This window comes from Orientia tsutsugamushi (assembly GCF_900327275.1).
Taxonomy (GTDB): domain Bacteria; phylum Pseudomonadota; class Alphaproteobacteria; order Rickettsiales; family Rickettsiaceae; genus Orientia; species Orientia tsutsugamushi.
In genome coordinates this window covers 1,557,302-1,580,872 of record NZ_LS398548.1, presented here as the reverse complement: position 1 = coordinate 1,580,872, position 23,571 = coordinate 1,557,302, and the positions used below count along the sequence as shown (strand labels likewise).

21 protein-coding genes and 2 pseudogenes are annotated in these 23,571 nt (G+C 33.4%); 1 reads left to right on the top strand and 22 read right to left on the bottom strand.

The annotated features are described in order from the left end of the window. Window positions 1-2: 2 nt before the first annotated feature. From DK405_RS08275 to DK405_RS14340, 17 genes are all read right to left on the bottom strand, one after another. Complete coding sequence (locus DK405_RS08275; protein WP_081420700.1) at window positions 3-2,639, bottom strand: conjugal transfer protein TraG; 2,637 nt, start codon at window positions 2,637-2,639, stop codon at window positions 3-5. Continuing rightward, the gene (locus DK405_RS08270; RefSeq protein ID WP_064613395.1) at window positions 2,639-3,940 is read right to left on the bottom strand and encodes a conjugal transfer protein TraH; all 1,302 of its coding nucleotides are present in this window, start codon (window positions 3,938-3,940) and stop codon (window positions 2,639-2,641) included. The genes DK405_RS08275 and DK405_RS08270 overlap by 1 nt, the downstream gene beginning before the upstream one ends. Continuing rightward, window positions 3,937-4,635, bottom strand: coding sequence for a conjugal transfer protein TraF (locus tag DK405_RS08265; protein ID WP_064613397.1), 699 nt, complete (start codon window positions 4,633-4,635; stop codon window positions 3,937-3,939). Before DK405_RS08265 ends, DK405_RS08270 begins: the two co-directional genes overlap by 4 nt. Further along, complete coding sequence (traN, locus tag DK405_RS08260) at window positions 4,632-6,323, bottom strand: conjugal transfer protein TraN (protein WP_109510661.1); 1,692 nt, start codon at window positions 6,321-6,323, stop codon at window positions 4,632-4,634. Before traN ends, DK405_RS08265 begins: the two co-directional genes overlap by 4 nt. Beyond that, window positions 6,320-6,703, bottom strand: coding sequence for a type-F conjugative transfer system pilin assembly protein TrbC (trbC, locus tag DK405_RS08255; protein ID WP_045912829.1), 384 nt, complete (start codon window positions 6,701-6,703; stop codon window positions 6,320-6,322). Before trbC ends, traN begins: the two co-directional genes overlap by 4 nt. Before the next feature lie 22 nt (window positions 6,704-6,725). After that, window positions 6,726-7,703: a conjugal transfer pilus assembly protein TraU gene (gene traU / locus DK405_RS08250; protein ID WP_174197563.1), complete on the bottom strand. Its 978-nt coding sequence runs from the start codon at window positions 7,701-7,703 to the stop codon at window positions 6,726-6,728. Continuing rightward, on the bottom strand, window positions 7,704-7,877 hold the full coding sequence (locus DK405_RS13110) for a hypothetical protein (protein WP_174190469.1): 174 nt from the start codon (window positions 7,875-7,877) through the stop codon (window positions 7,704-7,706). It lies immediately after the preceding gene. A 90-nt stretch (window positions 7,878-7,967) separates the two neighbouring features. Further along, complete coding sequence (locus tag DK405_RS08245; RefSeq protein WP_109510660.1) at window positions 7,968-8,627, bottom strand: conjugal transfer protein; 660 nt, start codon at window positions 8,625-8,627, stop codon at window positions 7,968-7,970. Then, window positions 8,624-11,185, bottom strand: coding sequence for a TraC family protein (locus DK405_RS08240; RefSeq protein WP_410522058.1), 2,562 nt, complete (start codon window positions 11,183-11,185; stop codon window positions 8,624-8,626). Before DK405_RS08240 ends, DK405_RS08245 begins: the two co-directional genes overlap by 4 nt. Continuing rightward, the gene (locus DK405_RS08235; protein WP_064612735.1) at window positions 11,097-11,426 is read right to left on the bottom strand and encodes a hypothetical protein; all 330 of its coding nucleotides are present in this window, start codon (window positions 11,424-11,426) and stop codon (window positions 11,097-11,099) included. Before DK405_RS08235 ends, DK405_RS08240 begins: the two co-directional genes overlap by 89 nt. Then, complete coding sequence (locus DK405_RS08230; protein WP_109510580.1) at window positions 11,426-12,745, bottom strand: TraB/VirB10 family protein; 1,320 nt, start codon at window positions 12,743-12,745, stop codon at window positions 11,426-11,428. Before DK405_RS08230 ends, DK405_RS08235 begins: the two co-directional genes overlap by 1 nt. Before the next feature lie 38 nt (window positions 12,746-12,783). Then, window positions 12,784-13,119: a hypothetical protein gene (locus DK405_RS08225; protein WP_081420583.1), complete on the bottom strand. Its 336-nt coding sequence runs from the start codon at window positions 13,117-13,119 to the stop codon at window positions 12,784-12,786. A 406-nt stretch (window positions 13,120-13,525) separates the two neighbouring features. Beyond that, window positions 13,526-14,014 (bottom strand): hypothetical protein, encoded by a 489-nt coding sequence (locus DK405_RS08220; protein ID WP_064613303.1) that lies wholly within the window; start codon window positions 14,012-14,014, stop codon window positions 13,526-13,528. Continuing rightward, window positions 14,011-14,562 (bottom strand): TraE/TraK family type IV conjugative transfer system protein, encoded by a 552-nt coding sequence (locus tag DK405_RS08215; protein WP_045912835.1) that lies wholly within the window; start codon window positions 14,560-14,562, stop codon window positions 14,011-14,013. The genes DK405_RS08220 and DK405_RS08215 overlap by 4 nt, the downstream gene beginning before the upstream one ends. Next, complete coding sequence (locus DK405_RS08210) at window positions 14,562-14,897, bottom strand: hypothetical protein (protein WP_045918854.1); 336 nt, start codon at window positions 14,895-14,897, stop codon at window positions 14,562-14,564. The genes DK405_RS08215 and DK405_RS08210 overlap by 1 nt, the downstream gene beginning before the upstream one ends. A gap of 129 nt (window positions 14,898-15,026) precedes the next feature. Further along, window positions 15,027-16,256: a tyrosine-type recombinase/integrase gene (locus DK405_RS08205; protein WP_064612755.1), complete on the bottom strand. Its 1,230-nt coding sequence runs from the start codon at window positions 16,254-16,256 to the stop codon at window positions 15,027-15,029. 418 nt (window positions 16,257-16,674) lie between these two features. Continuing rightward, window positions 16,675-18,114, bottom strand: a complete 1,440-nt coding sequence (locus tag DK405_RS14340) for a hypothetical protein (RefSeq protein ID WP_231967737.1) — start codon at window positions 18,112-18,114, stop codon at window positions 16,675-16,677. A 175-nt stretch (window positions 18,115-18,289) separates the two neighbouring features. Between DK405_RS14340 and DK405_RS08190 the strand changes: the two are divergent. Next, window positions 18,290-18,520, top strand: a pseudogene (locus tag DK405_RS08190) (transposase); the annotation flags it as partial. Between the two features lie 18 nt (window positions 18,521-18,538). Here the strand turns inward: DK405_RS08190 and DK405_RS08185 are convergent. The 5 genes and pseudogenes from DK405_RS08185 to DK405_RS14325 form a co-directional block, all read right to left on the bottom strand. Further along, window positions 18,539-19,362: pseudogene (locus tag DK405_RS08185) on the bottom strand (IS5 family transposase). Window positions 19,363-19,512: 150 nt separating this feature from the next. After that, window positions 19,513-19,680: a hypothetical protein gene (locus tag DK405_RS14335; RefSeq protein WP_231967736.1), complete on the bottom strand. Its 168-nt coding sequence runs from the start codon at window positions 19,678-19,680 to the stop codon at window positions 19,513-19,515. A gap of 460 nt (window positions 19,681-20,140) precedes the next feature. Further along, window positions 20,141-20,710, bottom strand: a complete 570-nt coding sequence (locus DK405_RS08175) for a hypothetical protein (RefSeq protein ID WP_045913065.1) — start codon at window positions 20,708-20,710, stop codon at window positions 20,141-20,143. 136 nt (window positions 20,711-20,846) lie between these two features. Beyond that, window positions 20,847-21,683: a conjugal transfer protein TraA gene (locus DK405_RS14330; protein WP_162562993.1), complete on the bottom strand. Its 837-nt coding sequence runs from the start codon at window positions 21,681-21,683 to the stop codon at window positions 20,847-20,849. Window positions 21,684-21,697: 14 nt separating this feature from the next. After that, entirely contained in the window at window positions 21,698-23,059 is a 1,362-nt protein-coding gene (locus DK405_RS14325; protein ID WP_231967735.1) for an ATP-dependent DNA helicase, read from the bottom strand. Window positions 23,060-23,571: the final 512 nt, after the last annotated feature.

Genomic DNA, 23,571 nt, shown 5'->3' with positions numbered 1-23,571 from the left:
AATCATTTATTACCATTTAAATTTTTTACTGCTTGTTTGCCAGTTAAAATAACTGCTGAATTAGAAGTATTATTAAATTCATCCTGTATTTCTTTAGTCTTATCCTTAATACTATCAGAAATTCGATCAAGATTCTCTACTTTTTCATTATCAATAAAAGTTTGTTTTATATTTTGTACATGCATTATATTGCTGTTATTATGAATGTTACTGACCTTAGCTTGTAATTGTTCAACATTTTTCTCAAAAGTATTTTGTATATCTCGTTTAGTAGAAAAGTTACCATCATTAATATGATCATTCAAATTTTTAGGTACTTCATTGTTGATTTTAGCAACCTCAAAAGCAATTTTTTCTGCTTCAGCCGAGTGGTTTATTATCCATCTAGCTGCTTGCTCCTTGCTTCTTATTTCAGGATTTTGAGCAATAATTTCATTTAATACAAGTTCATTAATGTTACGATCAATAGTGGCAGAGTTTTGGAATACATAGTTCATACTATGAGTCAGTTGCTCCATTTCTTGTTTAGTTTTAGCTATTTCTTGCCCAACAGATTGTTGCTCAGAAATGTTAGCATTAAGATTTTTACTTAATGACTCCACCTCACTATTTGTACTACTAAATCTTCCTTCTTTAACTGCACTTTGAATTTTGGATACTGCTTCATTATATGACTGCTGTTGGTTAGCTGATTGCCCTTGGTTATTTTCATTAATAATCCCTCCTGAAACTTTACCGCTAACATTAAACATACTACCACCTACTTCTGCATGAGTACCACTACTTTTACTGTGGCTACTACCTGTATGCTCAGTAGTAGCAATGCTACTAGAACCAACCTTCTGCAGAGCTTGGTATTCACTCTCAGTTAGGCCTATAGACAGAGCTTCATCATGAGTTAACCTTTTGCCTATTTCCATGGTAATGGAGTTTCCTGTTGAAATAAGATCGGACTCTCTTTTTGTCAGTGAATCAAGATTGCTCTGTGAACGCACAAACTGGTTTTGATATCCAGATTGTAGCAGTGCAGAAGAGCGGTAGTTATCTAATAATAAATCTACGTTTTTATTTATAATTTCTCGACCATCATACGTTGTAGTGACTGTTATACTACCATCATTGATAATAGCAGCCATATGTAATGAAGGAGCTAGGTTTTGTTGAGAAATAGTTCTATTGCCTATGCTGTAATTATCCATACTCAAGTTATTGTCGACTATATTACTTCCTAAGCTGCTAGCAACTTGTATAGGAGAGAACTGGCTGGCTAAGTTAGCTGTAGCATGAGCGCAAGCTTTTATCACTGCCCAAGAAAGCATTGGTATTGATGACGCAAGCATTTGAAATGTAGCATAGCTATATAAAATCATCTCTGCAAAGCTTCCTTGCGATAGCATATTCAGCCCATAATCACTACCGAAAGCTCCAGATTTACTGGATAAGCTGATCATTCCTAGACAATGGATTATTGTAAAAAATACTGGCCAGCTGCTGACCCATATTATTAACAAAATCCATGTTTTTAATATGTTGTAGCCGCCAGGCAGTAAGGCCATTGGAAATACAATAAAGATCATTGAAACTACTACTGCAAAAAAAACAGATTGTAAAATAGGCATCATGTGAGCAGCAATTTCTCCAGCTACTAGATACGAAAACGACTGTTGAAATAGCCCTCTGATTGCATGCATACTCACCAGATTAGGATAAATTCGTGATAATGAAAACTTCTCACGCCAGTCATCATATGACTCACGATTAGCATTAAGTAGCATAGCTTGCTTCATCCATTCATGAATATCTTGTTGCTCTCTCTGTAAATATTTTAGTGTGTCGCCAGTCATGACTTTTAGTCTTTGACTTAACATGTGTGACTGATCAGATTGAACTCCAATCGCAGCTGCAAAGTTTGTTAAAAGCCCTTCATTTAATTCTTTATGAATTGCTGCTTTAATTAATGGAGTAGCTTGCCTACATGTCTTGAAACTAATACCTAAATTACTAGGTTCGCGATAATAAATACCGAAATTATTAGGTATATTCTGCTCGATAAATCCTATGATATCATTAGTTTGTTGAGCAGCAGCTTTTTTACCTAAGATATTACCTATGATGTAAGGCTTCATAAAGCATTGTCTAAGAAATTCCTTAGTATTAGTTAAAGTTACTGGATCATGTATTTGCACATCTCGAATCTTAGCTACAGCCTTTGCTCCAAACATAATACCAGTTTTTCTGCTTGATAGTCCTTCATAAGCAGGTAAAAGATGATTTTCCAACATTTTGGACACAAAGTAACTCGTTTGCGAGGAAAGAGAAGCAAACATTGCAATACCTATCGGAATATTATCAACTTTTACTGGTGCACTCATTGATACCTCATCCTTCAGCCAAACAGTAGCTTTGGGGGCAAATAACAGCGTAAAAATAAATATCGATGGAAAGAACCACTCCATAGCAAAGATGCCGATATTTCCTCTAAAAATAGCCCTAGTAGCAGCCCATATGCCGCCAATAGTCAAGGCTAAGTGGCCTACTGGAGTGAAGTATTCGCTATTTGAAGCAAAGACTCTGCCTATGCCGTTAAACACATGCCACAATAAGTCTCCACCACCAAATGTGTATATTACGTAATCCATTAACTTTTCTCCTTCGCTATTAAATGCTGCTCTATTAATCTAGCCCTTTTATCTATTCGACTTGCATCTGTTTGTAGGCTAGTCCATTTCTCATTTGCAAAAAGTTGTACCCGATTCAATTCCTTCAAATATCTTTCTAAATGTTCATTCGAAACTTGCTTAGCACCTAGTGAAGTAACGGCTCTACGTATTTCGGTGATTACTTCCTTCAAATGCTGAACTAATGTATAGCTAGCTATTAATTCTGATGAGCTATCTAAAATTGTGACTCCAGAAATAGCTTCTAATGTAATATAATCATAAATCGGAAATATATCTCCAATCGAAGATAAAAAGGCTATTTCAGAGTCAATGAATTCAGAATTCTTATCAAACTTAATTTTTAGATTAGTCAATTGTTGTTTAGCTTTACCTGCATAAGATTTCTCTGGCAATATTGTGATATTTCGTCGCAAGCTTGGATGCAAGCAACTAACATTATCACAACTGTAAATCGAGGCTGATTCTCCGCCTTTTAAATGACTAATCCAACTTTTTTCATCCTGAGCTAATGAGTCATAAAAGTGTACATTATTGTTTGTAACCACGATAGTGCCAGTCATAGACATGATTGAATCATGCATATTTGATGGTATTCCAACCTTTGCTGCTGCTTTAGTGAAGATGTTATAATCATCCAGCATTAACTCTGGATCCTTGTTTTGTGCTTGTCGCAGAGATTGTTTTTGGGCTAAATCATTACGACATTTTTTACCAGCTGCAAAATAATCAAATCCACTTTGTGACTGTATATCACGGCAAACAGCTTCTCTCATAGCCCAGTTTCTTGGTAAAGCTGTAGCAAATAATGCTTTTGTTAATTCACAATCTCCTTTGGCAAATTGATTCATCTCCATTGCTAGATTACGTAAGTCTTTGAGAGCGTTCTCAATCTGTGGAGCAAATGTTTTTAATCCTAATGAAAATGCATAAACTTTAGCTTGAGAACCAATATTCTTCATTAGTTGAACTAATTCTTCTCCAGAAATAACAGAGAAACTACCAAGATAGGCGTCAATACCGCTACAGCTCATGTTTAAAGATGGTGGAGTTATAGCAAATGGCTGAAATGATGTTTGGCTTGTTCTGGCAGATAATCCGCCAGCTGCATAATATCCAGCCGCTTGATCTTGATATGATCCAGATCTAGTAACATTAACACTCATTCCTTGAAATACGTTTTCGATATTCCAAGCCAGTGATACTGGAGCTTGTAGCAATAATAGCATTGTAATGACATAAACTCTGATTCTAATGCTCATGCGGTCTCCAATTTATGATAATATCTATCGATTGCTAGAATATTGTCGATAATTTTATCTTCAGAGATTATGCTTCTAGCTACTGCATATATTTTTTTACCATCGCTAGCTACTAGATATAATACAGGCACAACATGCTTAGGATTTAATTTATTTAGTAACTCATTATTCTTACTGACAGCTAGCAACTGAAATGCATATTTATTAGCAAAGCTCTGAACAATAGGAATAAAGGCTTTACATAGCAAGCAATCTTGTTTAACTTGCAAAATTAATCCCCAGTTTTTAGCAATGTTTTTGAGTTTTAAGTCGTTTTCTTGTTCTGATTTTTCTTGATACAGCTTTCTATGTAAGCTATTAGCAGGCTCATTAGCATTAATCAGTTGATAATCAAGTAGAGTAGCTAGTTGCCACATAGTAGCAAACTTATGAGCCTTCTCCATGATTTGCTTCTGCAATCTTTGGGCTGTAATTACATTTTCGAGCGTTGGATTATCAAGCGCTATACGCTGAGCTCGATTAAATTGCTCCTTTAATTCCTCGATTCTATGATCATGAGTCCAACTCATCAACTTAGAACTAGAGTTATTAAGCTCATGATCATGTTTATCATTATACCATAGAAATCCTGTTGGTGAAGCATCAACAGTGGATAAATGACTAATTAATATCATAAACATTAATAATCTGCTCATTTAGACTGACTTTGTTGCATACGATGAACTTTATCTTTGATGCCTGCAATAATGTCTTTGTTCATGCTGTTTTGAGCCTTAGTGAGTATATCACCAAATAGTTCGTCCATATTGATTTTAGTGAAATCAACTTTTTGTAATTCCTTAACAGTAAGGCCTCTACAATTTGGACATTCAGGTGTTCCAAAGTCTATTTTTAGCTGTTTTCTTGCTTCTTCCTGAAAAATTCTAGCAAGTTTTGACTGAAAGCAGCAATAAGTAGACTTTCTAGCTAAGCAAATACCTAATATCGGAATTCTTGAAGAACAGTAGGTACCGATATAGTAGCAATAACCTTTTTTTCTATATAGAGCTAATTCTTGTTCCTTAGATTTACATTGCGATAAGCCTATATCACGCCCCCAGCCAGTCATTGAAGAGCAGCAATTCAAAAAACTAAATACATCTTTTTTGCATTTTCGATGTTTACCTGAAAATACAGAAACGGGATTTGTTTTAATGTCTTTGCTCATCTGATTTAGCATCGCTATATGAGCTACTTTAGCTATATCCCTGTTTGGTATAATAGTTGGAGTATTGCAATTGCCTCCTAAACAAAAGATTGAGTTATTACGCAATGATGAGTGTAGCATTGTTTGCTTCTCAGTTGAACAGCTATAATCGTGCTGCCAGAGTAAACAAATATTTGCTACCGATTTTTGGCAAGTGCTGTTTTTTAATTCACAATTTTGTATTTTAAGGTGTTTGCAACCATCTTTTGGATCGCTAGTACAAGAAAAAACAATCTTTTGTTTCCAATATGGACGATTGACTTTAAACTTGTCAAAAAATACTCTATCACCACCATCATAGTTGATTCTATTGACCTCATAGCATTCGTTACTTTCTGTTAATTGCTCAAGTTCAGGGTTTAAAACTTTCCAATATTCTGCTACTTTCCTTAGTTCTTGAGTCTTATCTCTGTAGTCATAGTGAAGTATACATATTTTTTCATTTACTTCTAATAAAAAATTTCTACCAATATGCTGTGTAGGTACACCGAGCCTATTAACAATAGCCCATTTCATTTGTCTTTCAATTGCTTCGGGATCATCTACTAGGCAGTATATTTGCGCACCTGATTCATCATAGACATCGCTACGACTCTTAAGCCAATTACTATGATTCTCCTTTATTTTTTCTGTTGCAAATTCCATTTGCCGGTTTTGCCATGGAAGCCATACATTCTCTAATCTGCACTCAACATTTAATTCTCGAATAAGTTCAATATTGAACTTACTGCCTTCAGTACAACTTTGAATAATTTCAGTATTAGTTGTACTTGTCTGAGTTACGAAGTTACTGCTATCAAGTGCACTTAAAGGATCAGATTCAATTCTCATTGAATTAGCTATCATATAATTTTGATCGTTGATATTATGTTGAGTTAAGGCATTGTTTTTACTGTTTTCAGCTTGAAATAACATTGCCCCACTTTCTGTACTAAGCTGATTACGGCCATGATAGGTTAAATCCTCATCATTATTAGGATAATTGACATTACTACCTTGATGAAATAATTCTTGTGTATTTGAAGAATTTCCAAGATTTACATTATAGTTGCTAGCTTCATTATAACTGCTTTGCATTGAAGCTAAACAACAATTGATGTTCAATATTATCAAAACTAGTACTATAAGTTGCTTCATGGAGTATTCTCATTCATAATTTCTAATGCTGTTGCTAAAGGAATATGGCCAGTTAATTTCTTGGTTAATCCTCTTTTTTCATCATCTATTACTATCACTGGTACAACATCAACCTTATATTTCTCAAACAAGCTAGGATCTATATCGAAGCTAATATCAAGCTCCATAGTTTTATTCTTTGTTTGTGTAAATGAGTTATTAATTAACCCACGCATAACTAATCGAGCTCCAGACTTTTGAGATTCAGCAAAATAGCTTTTTAAAGCCTCATCACTCATTGAAAATGAGACAAAAATAAAAGTTTTTTGCTTGTCCAAAAAAAAAGCATTAGCATTATTAACAAATAATAAAACCATCAACATCATTACTCGTATAACCATATTCTTCTCCAAGCTTTATAAATCAAAGCAAACAACAATCTCTTTTTCGCCAAATTAAGTAACCAAAATCTTCACCATTAACTGGAAATTCTCTGCCAGCTTGCCATATAGCTTCTGTTTGACCTATGCTCTTACAGGATTTAGTTTCTGGAATCGGATAAGTCATTTGTAGTCGATACTGACTTTTCTTTATGATAGGCATAGGATACTTGCCACATAGGCCTTTATAACCATAATATCCCCATAACATCAGCTGCCTATGCATCTTAGCCATAAATTTACTTACCATTAATACAGATGTTCCAACTCCACCATTATGAGCAGCAGCAGTTCCAGTAAAAGGGTAAAGCATTCCTTGACATCCAGCACACCAAAAAGCATAATCACTTGCTAATAAACCAGCGCTACAACTCATGCAATCAGCTATACATGCTTGATAAGCAGCTACATTTTGAAACAACAACGTTTCTGGATTTAAAATCGCAGATTTAGCATCATCACTCCATAATGGATCAAACTCTGTTAAATATGCTATATCGACTGCAGCCATTTCCAGACAAATAAAATCAAGCAAAATTTCCAGCCAGTAAATCACGGGATAGACATACCAATGAATGTGGTAAAAAGCACTTCCTTCAGCTTCATCTTTCATGCCTTTTTGAGTAGCAGTTCCAAATGACAAACCTCCAAGACTTACCATACACATTGGTGACTTTGTAACGTCTACAAGGCGTACTGGCTCCCAAAATCCTACCGGAATACCAGGTATAGGCACTGGAATCCCTGGCTTAGGACAAAGACATATAAGTCTACCAGAAGCATTAGTATCAGGCATTGAACTGCTTACTACCTTAAATCCAGCTATAGTAATTGGAAACAAGCACTTCCAACATACATCTGTTATAGGATTTACAAATCTTCCAACACACCCAGCAGCTGCATAACAGTTATTAGCTGTTATAGACATTACTATCGCTAACAAAATTACCAGTTCCTTCACTCACTTTGCTTGCATTGATGAAATTTTACGAAGAAGTTTTGGATATCTATTTCCTGGAATTAAATATAAAGTTTCACCACCTGGATTTACTATCTCTTGTATTTCACCTCGTAGCGTATTATTAACTATTTTAACTAGATCTTGTTCTAATTGCTGTAATTTCCAACTTTTCATATAAAACCTTCTTTTAAGTTGAATCTAATAGTATATTGAGTTATACTGCTTACAGCATATTATGTAACTTCCAACGTGCGTTATATGCTTTTAATAGGTGCTTACTTCGCTAATTTTAAGCACAGTGTTTTCTTGCTCTATTATGGCTGGCACAGCTTGTATTTTAAACTTCATACTCAAAAAACCCAATTGATCGAAGAATACGTGCCGGCCTAATAGATTGCTAAGTTCAATAGGATTTCCATTAACTAACACTATCTTTCCTGGTCTTGATTTTGCCCAAGCAACCTGATCTTCATCATCTCCATCAATTAATATTAGTGGTTCACCCCAATTTATTATCTCTAAAGGATTTATTTTAGTTCCTCCCTTTACTATTATTATACCATTTTTTGTCTTAATGTCATCCTTTTGAACGTAGGTAGAATCATATATTCGCGTTTTATTTTCAGTAGCTTTACTCAAATTTTTTACTGGAACTGGTCTCATGATTTTTTGCCTAACTTTTTCCTGAAATTCCAGCTGCATTTGGTTCAACAATCCACTTTTTGATGCAGCATTAAGTTTAGCCATAATCACCTCCAGTAATGATTCCTCAATGATTGGAAAAACATGCCCTCTAGTCCCATAATCCTTAATTTCAACACCTATATCAGCATTTAATAAATTGGCTCTTATATCGCTTACTTGATAAGCAACGGCAAATAAAGCAAAGAATGTACCTATACTAATTACTGCTCCGTGCTTCATGGAATTATTTTCCGTTCTCTTATCACATAATTAATTGCCTCGCTGACATTCATACCTTTAGCCATGTGATCTTCTATTGCTTGATAATCTCTAGCATTTGTTGAAGTTAACAGTAGAGTAAATGGATCAATCATTAATCTGCCTACAACACCTGAAACATTAGGGCTGTAAATAGCTATTTCACTATAATACGGAGGATTTGAATGTACAGATTGCAGTAAATTTAGTTTCCAATCCTCATCAACAAAGCCTGCAAGCTTAGGATTAGCTCGCATAGCCTTAAATGATTCCGAATTTTGCTTCAAAATTATCTTATGCGATGAGTTCTCAAACGCCTTTTCAGACGCAGAACCCTCTTGACGAAAGTAATCCGTGAGTTGCTGAGTTGCTAAAGCAATCGATCCATTATATTTTCGAGCTATTCGACCTGCTTCTTCAATAAACTCTCCTGAACGCTTTCCAGCTAATAGCTTCCAAGCTTCATCTATCATAATTAAAAATGGTCTACTTCTATCTCCCTTAACCATTGTTTGATTAATATGAACAATCATAATCTGTACAATCACAGCTAATAGCTCTGGTACAGAGCGTAGATGATCAGTTTCAATTACCACAATATCAGAGTTTAGAGATAATTGCGCCTTACCGCTAAAAAATCTTCCATGTTGACCATCTTTAGTAAAAGGAAAGAGCATATTTCCAAGCTCTTTAGCATATGATTCTTCTCTATTTGATAACCAGTCTGCAATATCCGTGATTTCAGCTTTAGCTCCCTTTTTTTGCCAGACTGATATCAAAGCCCTCTGTAGCATTGGTTGTTGTAAATCGCTTGTTCCATACTGTGGAGCAGCCATAGTAGCTAAAATGGATGGAAAGTTAGATAAAAAATCCGATCTAGCCTCTATAGACTTTGCGCTGTCATCCTCTGGCACCTCTGAAAATGGATTAATTGATACAGGGTTTTTCATGTCGAATTCTATGTATCTACCACCTAGAATCAAGCATGTACGCTTAAATGATCTTCCATAATCAAGAACAAAAACTTTACCACCAACTCCTAGAACAGATAGCATTAATTCTTGCATAAAAACAGATTTTCCAGAGCCTGGAACTCCAGCTATACAAAGGTTAAAGTTCTCATTTGGAGCTACTCCATGCTTATTTAATGCAGGTAATAAAGCTCCACCAAAAGGAGACCAATACATTATTTGTCCTCGTCTTCCAGCTAGCAACATGCCTGGAGAACTTAAATCACCTTTCCATTCACCGATTATTGGCAATAATACTTTGCTCTCTACAGAAACAGTTTTTATGCCTCGACCTAAGCTAGAAAGCGCTACTCCAACTCCTGATGTTTTATTTTGACCCAATACACCTTTTGGGCCTTGTTCAACTAATTGCATTGGTAGGGCAGCTAGTAACACAGCTACATGATCATATTTACATGGAACAAAATACCATCCACTGCGTCTTAACATCGAACAAAAGGCTGATGCAGATTGCTTAGCCTTTTTTGTTTTATCAAACATAATAACGTTGAAGTGAATATTAACTACTCTATCACCACTCTGCAGAGCAGCCACTACACCGGCTAAATCAGCAGCTTCTTGTTGTATATCAGGAAAAAATTTACTCATTCCTGCATTAATATTTCTTTCTAGCGCTTCTCTTTTAGTTATGGCTGCAGTCCTTTCCATCGCTTGATTTGGTAAAATTTGCAGACCAAAATGAATCAGGAAATTTGATTTTATATATTCATCACGACGCATTTCATTGCCTAAAAACAGATCCATGGCAGATAATTTCCATTCTGCAGGTCTTTTGCGAGCTTCTAGGCTGATAAATATTTGATCATCATTTACATTTATACAATCATCATTCTCAAATAACGAGAAATCTCCACTTAAAATTTGTTCAGACAATATTTCATACTGGTTAATATTTGAATGTTCTTCTTCAGGCCAGCCAAATATTACTCTCAGGAACTTTAATAATTGCTGCGCATTCACATTTTCAGTGCTTAATCCAATTGACCTAAACGTATCTTTTAAAGCATCTCGTCTGCGAATCATATCATCGATATTTGCATTTAAATTAGGTATAGTAACTGAAATTAACAATACTACATCCTTTATAGAACCTACTTTTTGAGCTTGATCACGTAAAAATTCTGTTCTTTTATTTGCTAACTCAATAAATATCTCTCCTTTACGATATGACTGCCAGTTGCTTAAAAAATTCTCTATATTATTACTACCAAGCATCAAGACTTGCAGGCTACTTTCAGCAGGTAAATTTTCATCGCTTTTCAGAAATTCAGCAATTTCATTTTGAGCAGAAACACTAGCTCCAACTAATGGCCATGCAAGCAATACAAAACCTATTGAACCACGATTAAAGAATAGCTGAGTCTCATCATCATATGATTCATAGACAAAGTGTTTAGAAAATCTTTCTCGATCAAAATCCTTATGTATGCTTGCGTTCACCTTGACTCTGTTTTGATTTAAATAAATTAATAAGATATTTTTTTGGTTTTTTCGGCGACTTGTTAACAACATCTAGGCCTTGAACTGCTTTAGCTTGCCTGTAGCATAGAATACAACGTCTTTTTGATTTAGTTTTTGATGTTTCAACTTTCTCAAGATTATCAATATCAAAAGCGCCTTGAGCAACCATATTCTTTATTTCATATAAAGACTTACATTTTAGCCCTTTAGGAATTTTACAATCAAAAGTACTTCTGTAAAAGAAGCTGGTTAAGCTCATACAGCCCAATAGCAATAATAAAAACTTCATTATAAATGCTCCTCTAACTTTTGTGATTGATCGAATTTATTATGCAAATTAACTTTTTCATTGTTAGTTGATTGTGAATAAGTTAAATTATGTGGCTTCTTCTTGGGCTCACATAAGTCAAAACCTTTTTTAAATACAACATCGATGACTCTACCTGACGCAATAAGAACGACTGGGCTCATAGAATCAGCTCGTTTTATAGCAAAATCAGCTAGCTTATCAAAAGCATTGCTAGCTCCAGCGTAAGCTCCAGACTGAAGCGCATCTCCAATCTGAAACTCTTGTTGTTGGCCTCCAGCTACTAGGTTTAAAGTTGGTAGCATATCAGGTTTAATAGCCTTAGATTGCAGAAACTTAGCTATACTGCTAAATACTCCATTTAATGCAGCCATGCTTGCTATGTTAGACGATTTATCTACCACGATTCCTTTAATTCCAGAACGTCCGTCTTCGCCTATCAACCAGCCTTCCACCTTTTTTTCGATAATATCTCCTTGGTTATTGACTACTGAAAGAGTTTCGATGCGACATTTAGCTCTCTCTGAGGACATCTCTCCGTTACAGGATCCAATTAAAATTGCATTTTTGATTTGATCAGTTTTATATTTATTATAAAGAATTGCTGTATCAAGCAACTGCAGAACAATTGGTTCTGGTGATGAAGAGCTGTTTGTTCCAGTACCTACAACGACTCCAGTAAGTAGCACAGCTCTAGCAGAACTACCGCTAGTAACATAGTTCTCAACATTTTTTTTTTGCTCAGATTCAGCTCTCCTAAGATTGACAAATGATTGTACAGGAGCTTGCTCTGTTTTGTTATCATGTGGTGAATTTGAAATATGATGATTAAGATCAGAACTAAATTCATCACTATCATTATTATATAGACTCTGCTTAGGCTGATTCTCCAATATCTCAAGTTTTTGGTTAAAATTATTAATTTGGGCTGTAATTTCTAAATATCTGCTGTCTATTACACTTTCAAATCTATCTTTTAATGTTTTGACTTCATTAAGTATTTCTTCTGTCCATTTTGCTCTCAAATCTACAGCTTGTTCTATTCCAGAAATCGCTTCTCTTGACTCACGATTTTCAATAAAAATTATAGATTCTTTCGTTTTACCACTTTCAGATAAAAAATATGAAACAACCATTATTGTGATGCTTATAAAAGTTAAGGCAATTACTGGCTTTCTACGAATGATATTTGTTAATTCTGATAACTTGCTATTAGGCCTAACAGATTCAGCCTTTGGTTTATCATTTAGCTCTAAATCTTCTTCTTTTGTATTATTATTGTCTGAATTGTCCTGTTCCACTATTCCTCCGCTTTTTGAATGTTAATGTTTCTACCTTATCAATTAATTTTCATACCACCGGCAATCCAATCTAGGTAAAAGCCTAAAATAACACCAATTGCTACCATTACTCCGGCAAGCTTTATATTGCCTCTTGCTACAGCCCAAATCGATGATAGAATAGTTGCACTTGATATACCTATTGTTTTTAGTTTTCCACTAAAAAGTCCGTCTATTTTATTAAGCTGCCCTTCAAGAGTATCAGCTAATGCTGGCTCAAAAGAAAAAACACAAGCAGTAATTATAATAATTAACAGCCCTACAACTACATTATTCCACTGTATTCCAAATGTAGGGTTTAGCATATTTAGTCGAGATTTTTGATATATGAACATTTTTATTGCTTATTAGTAAATTTTGCATTATTCTCCTAGTGCTAGTGAATTCCACGTTGAATGAAATTTTACTTTGAAGAGAGTTTCAGATACCCTACCAGAACTTTAAGGCTTTGAAGTAAAAACTAGCATTTTAAGCCAGTTTTATTTTTCCTTAGTATTTCTACTTTGTTTTTTAGAAGGTTTTGCTGTTAATTCTTTTGTATTAACATCATTACTGAACAAATTGGTGAAGACACATTTGAGCCTTTAACAAATTGCATATGAACATTGTTATTGCTTATTAGTAAATTTTGCATTATTCTCCTAATGCTAGTTAATTCCATACCAGTGAAATTTTACTTTGAAGCGGTTTTAATTAATAATCTTTGTAGAACTTTAAGTCTTTGAAGTAAAAACTAGCACTTTAAGCCAGTTTTATTTTTTTCTTAGTATTTCTACTTTGTTTTTTAGAAGGTTTCGCTGTTAATTCTTTTGTATTAAGGTCATTACTGAACAAATTGTTATTGTTTTGTTTTGAATTATCCTTTTCCTCTATTTTTGTAGCAGCATTAACAAGCATTATAGGGCTTGGAGTTTTTGGAGTAAAAGTTAACATTAAATCCTGAATTGTTTTGTATTCTCCTATTACTGTTAAATAAACCTTGTTTCCTTCTTCTCGTGGAACAATAAACAAAAATCCAGACTCATGAACTACAACTTCAGCTGCATTTTGAGGATACATAAAAATATCATTAATTTTTTCATCTTTAAGATTAATTCTTGTTGGCCCACTATCAGAAATCTCAAGCTTTAGTAAATTGTCAGCTTCTAACTCATATTCTACTGCATATATATTATTAACGTTTACCAAAGCAATAAACCATATGATAAATCTCAAAAATCTAATACTCATTTTTTTATTCCATTCTCTTTAACACCAGTCAACAATAAAAGGTAATTAGGAGTTTGCTTGTAAGTCAAAAGGTAAGTCTTATCGACAGCTATATCTTTACTATCGCTAAACCAATAACGAAGCGTTCCACTAATTAATACTCCATCCTTTATCACTTCAATCTTTTTTGGAAAAAAGACTGAAGATACATTTGAGCCTTTAACAAATTGCAAATGATCATGAAAAAATTTATTTAAAGATTCAGTATTACTAGATGCCACTTTCATGTCTGCTATTTGTCTTTCTACCTCATTTGGAGAAGTAGTAAATAAGAGTTTCGTCACATAAATTGCCCATTCCTTTAAATAGGTTTCATGGTAATTTTTTGATGAAACCATCATTTTACGATCAGGCTCCATTGCTGGAATTAATAACCACTTTTCTTCTTTGGTAATTGCAGCCATTATCGCAATTATATTAGCTGCAGCTAGCAATATAGTTACTGAAAGTAAGCATTTATTATATTTAACCAGCTCTTGTATAGCATTTTGCTTAAAGAGATGATTCATTATTTGCCAACTTTTTTGCCCAGCAATCTTGAATATCCTAATGGAGCTGGCAATAAACCTTTAGCTACTAAAAAACTTTTTAGCAAAAAATTCTCCGATACCTTCTTAAATTTCTTAAAGCAATAACATAGAGCAATTCCTCCAACCATAAATGCTAGGCCTAATTTAGCATGCCTGCTGTTTAGTAGTACAATTCCTGGAGCTACTCCAGCTAGCACTACTCCCCATTCATCAATGCTCAAACCCATATACTTCAATGGCCTCGATAATGCCCAACATAATTTTTGATTTTGCATAATCACCTTTAGCCCCAATTGTAGCATGAGATTTCTCATTCTACTACTATAATGTTTAAATTAGCTAAATATCTTCAAACATAGATTTTACCTGCAATAATTAGTTTACATACATGCATGCATGTGCGACATGAAGTCGCACTATTCTTACCACAACGTTTATATCAGTCAGATAGTATTATAAATATTATAATTTTCAGCACATTCCCTAATTATTTTTGTAGCCTTAGACATATACTGTCGCACTAACTCCATACAAGCTATAGTATAATGCATTGTTGAGTTTGAATTCATATGATTCAATGCTGTGCTAATTGTTTTCTGACTTGCACCTGCATCTGACATACAACTTGCCAACGTCCTTCTTAGATCGTGTATCCTTAAATTTTTTATGCCTGCCTTTTTACAAACCCTATGCCATGAGTTATTTGGCCGCTCTAAGTGTCCGCTTGCGCTAGCACTTGGTAGTACCCATTTACTTTCAGATGTGAATTTCCTTGCTTGCAATATTTCCATTGCCTCATCTGTTAATGGTATATTTTGCGCCTTTCCGTTCTTAGTTTTTGGTATATGCCATATTTTTCTTTCAAAATCTATATTGTCCCATTCCATCTCTAATACATTAGTTTTTCTAGCTCCAGTATATAACGCTAGTAATGCAAAATCTCTTATCAATGGAGTTGCTTTTCCGCATAATACGGGTAAAAGTCTACTCATTTCATCGTAACTTAGACGTCTCTCTCTTGCTTGCATTTTATGCTTCTCTATCCCTAGAGTAGGATTGTTTTCTATTAATCCCCATTTTATTGCCTTATTAAATATAGTGCGTAAGGTTAGTAGTATTAGATTTGCTGTGGCATATTTTCCCTTTTTGCTGATATCATTGAATATTTGTTGAATATCACTCATTCGAATCTTACTTATCTTTTTTTCATATAATGCTTGTGCATGAGTATGTACTCTGTCAGCATACTCTTTCCAGTTTGTAGTATATATTTTGCTATACTCTTCAATATACTTATAACACAGCTCTTTGAATGTAATCTCTTGTCTTTCTTTTATACGATTCTCATTTTCTTCTATCTGTTGTTGACGTTTTACTTCTCTCGGATCTATTCCGTTCGCCATTAATGTCTTTAATTCTATTGCTTTTTTTATAGCTTCTTTAATAGATACATATGGAAATTCTCCTATCCTTATTTTTAAACTCTGGTTTTTATATTTTTGTTCTAAAATCCATGTTTTTCTTACTTTTCCTCCACAGACTGTACATGAGATTTTCAGTTTAAGTCCTCTTATATATGGATGGTGGATAATTAATAATGTTTCTCCCTTAGGAATTTTAATTTTATTTAATGACCGCTTTGTAAACTTTGATGATGATGATATTGAAGGCATAATTACCCCACATAATATTAATGTTGATATTATTAATATATATTACGTTTTATTGAACATCTGATATAAATTATGCTTTTTTTGATATCAAATTTTTTATACTAATTTGTTCATAATACATATAACTTGAAAATCACTTATCAATCCCAGGTTGTATATATTTTTTGATCATTAGATTAACCTCTAGATTGAAAACTGATCACCAATTTCCTAAATTTTCTGTCAACCTTTTGTCAACCTTTTGCTTTAATTTTTTTGTTATATTGACAAATATTGCAAATATGTTTATAGTTAAGGTTGAAGCTTGATTAAAAATATTAATAAAAATTAACACAAGTTAATAGTAGGTTCTATAAAGTGTAGAAGTTAATAAAAATTAACTTTTCTTCTTCCTTATATTTGATATGTCTTTGCACCTTTACCTATAGAATATCTTATTGTTAACACTATCTTCATTTATAACTTCTAATTTGCTAAACCATGATTTATCGATAGCTTGACCATAACATGTAACTAAAGATTCTCGTACTTTGTACCAAGTCGAGTTAGAGCCCAGTTGTTTACTGAGATTCAAGAGATACTCTTCTTCATTGATTTGTTTCTGTGAAACAGTTGTAGGTTGCTCAAATGGTGTAACTTGCAATTCTTGAATTTCGTATCCATATACATCTTGTACAGCTTGTAATATCTTTGATTCATCACATTCTGTTAGTGTGATATTTTTAAGCAACTTAACAAAAAACCTAGTTCGAACCGCTGGCCCAAAACTACAAGAAGTCAAAATTTGATAAGCCATAGCTGCTTCAAAAGAACCAGCAATTTTATGCTTCAACTGACTTTCCTTACTAAGATTTGCGCTTGTTTCAATTTGAGTAAGATATTTTTCCTTATTAAATTCGTTATCAAATCCACAGTTGTCTCTATTTGCCTGATCAGTAGTTCGTAATTCATTCGCTAACGCTTTTGCCATATAGTTTAGAACTGATGCCTTACAGCCAAAATGATAATTCGAATATTGATCTGCTAGCTTTAATAGCAATTTGTTGATAAAGTATATGTTGAAACCTCTATCAGACTTGTGTTGCAGTGCAACTGCATCTTCTGGTGTTAGTGGGTAAAACTCTTCTAGCCTGTACCTTTTGAACCATTCTTTTTTACCATTCGAAGACTTGAGAATTTTTGTTATTAGTGATTCAATGTCTTGATTACAATTTTTAGTTGAAGTTCGTATATCATTTTCAAAATCATCAACATTTTGAAAATTTTGTTCTTCATTTTCATTTTTTTTATTCTCTACTAACTCACCTTCAGTAGATCTAGATATTTTAGATTTTTTTATATATCTATATATGTCCCTGAAAAAAGTTTCAGGTTGACCTGAAATTTCTTTCAGGTTGGGACGAAATTTTTTTTCTGGTAAGGCTATATTTTCTTCTTTTCCTTTTTCGCTATAGTGCTGAAAATTTTTCAGAATTTTTATGCAAGGGACATTACGTAACTTAAGATTGTCTTTAATGATTGTCCTATTTTCAATTTCAATAAAACCTGCATCTCTTAATTCTACTAAGCATTGCCTAACTCTTCTTTGACCAACATTCAGCTTATCTTCATAAAGCTGATAACTTTCCTGTAATTCATCTATATCTTTGTTGTAATAGATATGTAGTCTAAATACTATGAATGATAAAAGCTGTTTAGATGTTTTACTTAATGCTTTTCCATTATCTCCAGTTAGCTTTCTCCATTCTGGTGGAATGATATTTCCAATAAAGTTATAAAATATTGTGTCATTATTGTTACTATTTTTTTTAATAATATTACAACTATTAGTTAAAAAATCGAATACTACAGGTCGCATTTTTCATCTCCAAAAATACAGCTATAGTAGGTGTTTTAGAAAATAATTTTTTTACAAATTACCATCAAATTTTTGTTCAAAAGGTTGACAAAAATCATTATGCCAAACCTATATAAATCTTCATACTTATACTATCTGCCTTAGAAGACTAATTTTTCCTATAGAACATCTTTAAATCAATAATAAAGGCGAAATAATGTCAGTTAAAATTACTAAAAGCAATAAAAGCGACCTATCTGTATCTTCGTTTTTTTCTAAAGGCTTATCTGGTAAATTGTTTGGTGATAAAGCTTACATATCTGAAGAGTTATTTCATCAACTCTTCTCCAATGGTCTACGTTTATTTACTAATCTTCGTAAAGATATGAAAACATATTTATTGGACATACAAGATAAGAAGTTATTAGGCCTCTTTCGAAACTGGTTAAGGTAGTTCAAAATTATAAATGCCAGAGATCAAATTAAATCTAAGAGAGAATCTTTTACTTCTATTTCGATATTTGTCAGCAATAATTTTGGAGCGTTTTAGCATACCAATAACGTTTTCATTCACAACTCTTGCTACTGCTAACCTATGATTATTCTTTTTATCATTTTTAGTTAAAGGATTTTTCTTGCTTTTTTTCTTTGGTAATTCAGAATTATTGTGAATTTTTTGTATGCCTTGATATCCTGTATCAGTAATCACTTTTACCTTAGGATGGATAAGAATTTTGGATTTCTTAAATAATCTAAAGTCATGTTTTTTACCGTTAGAAAAATCTGTACATATTACTTGGCGCGTTTTCTTATCTACCACTATTTGAGTTTTTAGTGTATGCCTTTTCTTCTTTCCTGAATAATAGAATTTTTGTTTTTTTTAGGTCTTTCTATAGGACTCTCAGTATCATCAATCAAGACTACTTCATAATTCATATCACTCTTCATTAAAGCTTTACGGCCTGGAAGAGCAAAGTTTTGGTGTTTAACTAGGCTGTCTTCTACCCATTTTACAGCTTTATATGCTGAACTTTCACTAATTCCATAGTTCTGACCTATATGGAAATAAGTACGGTATTCTCTAAGGTATTCTAACACCATCAGCAACTGTTCCTCCAAATTGAGCTTATTTTTACGTCCACCTTTTGATTTCTTAAGACCATCAGCTTTCCTCAAAATATCCACCATCTTTGAAAATGTCCTCTTCCTTACTCCTGTTAATCAACGAAATTTTTCATCCTTTAACTCTTTAATCTGATCTAATTTCATTATTACTTCAAATTAGATTTTTATAACACCATTCTACATCATTCTCTAGTTTCGAAAGAAGTCTAATGAAGTTTGAGTATAGAAAAAGCGATAATAGCATCATAAGATTTACCAACATGATATTTTATACGCAAACTTCATTGTAAATGACTATACATCATCAGCATCAAACAGTATACTTTCTTTTAAGTCTGAACTTGCAGTGCTTTTGTCAAAAGTAATACCACGATTTTCAAGATACTTTTTTACTATTTCAACTTCTGCGCTTGGGCTTGTATCTACCTCATAACCATGTATTTTGCTTGATAGTTCATACAAGTTTTAAACATTTGCAATTTTAACACTTTCAGGTTGTTGAGTGTATTGCTGTGAATCGTTAGTGCTAGCATGTCTCTGATACTGTTGTCTAACGTTAGACATTCCAACGATGCTTTTCAAATATTCCTTTGCCTCAAAAAAGCTGTATCCTCTTTCTCTTTGAAGCAGAGATAATAAATTACTACCTTTCTACTAGCTATTTGATCCTTTAATTCTCATAGTTCTTCTTGGCTGTTTGAATAATAATCGTTTTGCCTATATCTTCGCATCGCTTTTTACAGTTTGGATTACAATTTTATTGCTAAATGCGAAAGGTGAAACTTAGCTGTTGAAATCTTTATACTGTATTTTAGAAAATTTTCCTTGTTTAGAGCATCACATAGAAGCAAAAACATACATAGACCCCAACCGTGCGAAACAAATTTGATGGTTATTTCTTTGTTTCGCAGAGGGTATATTATTAAGATAAGTGTTCGGTTACATTAACTCCAAGTAAATTATTATCTAGATCATTAGAAGGAATATGAGACTCATTGTTACCATTATCCTCATAGCTAACATCCACTTTAATCTCATTTTCTTGAAGTGGAATGTCTACCTTAACGCAATTTAGATCTGAAGGCTCATAATTTTTACTTGATTTATCTTCTAATGGTTTAGTTCTTTTCTTGTATAAGTATGCTAATCCACACACGGCACCCAACGTGCATATTGTAAATCCAACAGCTAGACATGTTCCTAACTGTGAATAATAACCTTCGCTTTCTTGAGATTGGCTATTATTACCAATCATTTCATCACTTATAGTACTACTTATAATACTATTGATAGTACTACTTATAATACTACTTATAGTACTACTTATAGTACTACTTATGTCTGTGACAGCGCTAGTCATATCTGTGACAGTGCTAGTCATGTCTGTGACAGCGCTAGTCATATCTGTGACAGTGCTAGTCATGTCTGCTACAGTACTACTTATAATATCTGAATTTTCCATAAATAACTCCGTTACATTTATTGTTTCCATCTTAAAGTTAATATATTGATTTATTGCAACTGTCAATACATATTATAACTCATAATATGAGAAATAAATTCAGTGAACTTAAATTGCATTACAATACCAAAAAGGTAATATGGTAGTAAATTTTTAATCTTCAGCACTACCGTCTAAGGTCAATTTTTGGAGCTATATCAGTTTTCACCACTTGTTCAGACTCTGTTTTTACGTTCTGAGTATTAATTAACTTCATGATTTCAGGTATCATAAGCTCCTTAACAGCTGTGGCTCCTTTATTTTTTAGCATTTCGTTAAAATCTTCACCTTCTGAAGGAACTACGATGCTAGTGATTGCTCCTTTGCTTGTCAGTACTTTTGCAGCCTCGTTTATAGTGCTTACATATTCTTTATTCTGTTTATAATTATTTGCAGCTATAAGAATCTTTTCTCCTTGAAATGGTTGATAGTACTTCAAATTATTTACATTTGAGCTATATACCATTCTGCTATCAATGCCAGCTTCCTGAAAACTTGATATCGTTTTTCCTTCTGCTGACAGAATGGTTACATCATAATCATATTGTCTTTGTTCTTTGATTTGCATAAACAATGGAGTAGAAATATCTTTGGTGGTGCATTGCTTTATGCTATTCTCTTGCTGGACTTTTTCTACTTTAGCTTCTTGCTCTGGTTTAGCGGTAAAATGATAATATTCTTCATTCACATGAGATCTATCATTGATATCATTGATTATAGACTTAAACCAGTTTTCAACTTTACTAAAAACTTTACTAAAAACAGTTGTCTTTGTCCGTTCTTTCTCCAAATCATGAGCAGTTTTTAGAGTTATGCTAGCTGATTTATCATTTGGTCTGCTGAGCTGATTTATTAAACTGTTAATGCTTACAGTAGCTTTCTTATTGCAATATAGCTGCAACTTCTCTATATGCCTTGTCATAGCTACGTATGAGCTGCTTATATTACTTATTCCATTATGCAAAACGTATACATCTTTTATAGAAGCTCCCTGAGCCTTATAAACAGTACTTGCATAGCCATGTTTAAATTGTATTTTACCGAATCAAAACTCACCTCTTTTCCTGCATCTGTCTTAGCTACAAATTCATTTTTATTAACAGAAGTTAAAGTTGCAAATTCACTGTTTTGTATTTGTAAATCCTTATCGCTTTTTTGAAATACGATTCTATCTCCTGCCATATAGGACTCTTTCCTTCCAGCTATTGAACGCCTATATTCTGTGCCTTGTAGCGTACCATTTGCTTTTAACAAAGATCTAATACTTGAATTAAGAATGTCGACATCTTTATTACGTACTGTAATTACCAATTTTTCATGTAGCTTAAACTTGCTTAGACTCCAATCATAAATCAACTTACTAATTGAATCCTGTAATGTATTATCAAACTTAACACATTTATTTTGTCTCAGTAAGGTTATACCGCTTAAAATATTACTCTCAGCAAACTTTGTTGCTGCTTCTCTGCTCCAGTTTTCACTTTGTCTGCGAATATCTATTAAAACATGTGAACCGAAATTATTACTCAGCATCTCAAACATTCCGCCTCTTTCTATTGAAGCTAACTGCTTTTCATCTCCAGCAAGTATCAGTTGACAATTATTGTTTCTAACTACTCTAAACAGCTCTGCATAAGCTTTAGTACCTACCATTCCAGCTTCATCTACTACTATTAAGCTGCCTTTCATAAAAATTTTTTTTCGATTATACAAAAATCCCTTTACTGTATAGACCTCAGTATAACCTTTGCTCTTCAGCTCTGATACTGCCTTATGAGTAGGAGCAAGACCAATAACTTTTTGTCCGCGATTTGTTGCGAGCTTATGCGCTTTTATTAAAACATAAGATTTTCCTGTACCAGCTCTTCCTCTTAAGACTCTAACTCCACTAGTGCTAAGCAAAATATGCCTTAGCGCTTGTTTCTGTTCCTCACTAACATTTGCTAGACCTTCGATATCACTTTTAAGATTGTAAATATCGTTGTAATAAACCTGATTATTGATTTTATTAGCTATTCTGATTATTCTCGTCTCCTCATTTCGAACCTCAATTGTCGTAAAATATTTGCTACTTTCACCATCATCATGATATAATTCTAGTATTCTATTTGAACTAAGCACTTTCTGAACTAACTGCTCTCTTGCTATTAGATCTGGTATATCTTTTACTGCTTTTTCAACATCCTGCTTAGTAAAGAAGTTATACCTTATTTTTGTCTGCTCATTTTTAACAATAGTTCTTGCATTATACGCTGCCTTACGACAACTATCACCTCCTTCACTTCTACGTAAAAATTCAATCCTTGCAAACTGTATCGCCATCTCAATACCAATTCTCACCTGAGTTTTAAGTTAGCATGGTTTTTTTGATTTTGCTAGCACAAACTTCTTTTTTTTTAACATTCAATCGGTTAATGAGTACTCATTTTTTAGCAGTAAACTTTCAAGTTTACGTATTGCGTAGTGCGACATGAGGTCGCTCAAACAGAGACTACAGATGTAGCAAGGTTGCATTTAAACCTTAGTTACCGCTATTGCAGTGCGAGATTGGCAACGGTCTTGTACTAAGCGCGATAGAAAGCCTAACTAAAGTACTAATCTGGATGGGAAATAGGGGTAAGGTAAAGTTAAAATTGGTTAAACGAAAGTGAATCTTCGTATGGAAATATCGTAAATGTGAAAGCAGATACTCAAGATAAAATCTGTTATAGGGATAAAGCTGAAAAGCTTAGCTGTAAGAAGGAATACGCAGCCTTTTTTTTTAAAAATGCCAGCTCCTCGGTATAAAGAAGATAGCCAACTTAACGTATCTCTGATGAGTGAAACATGGTAAGCCTATTATTAGGCAACTG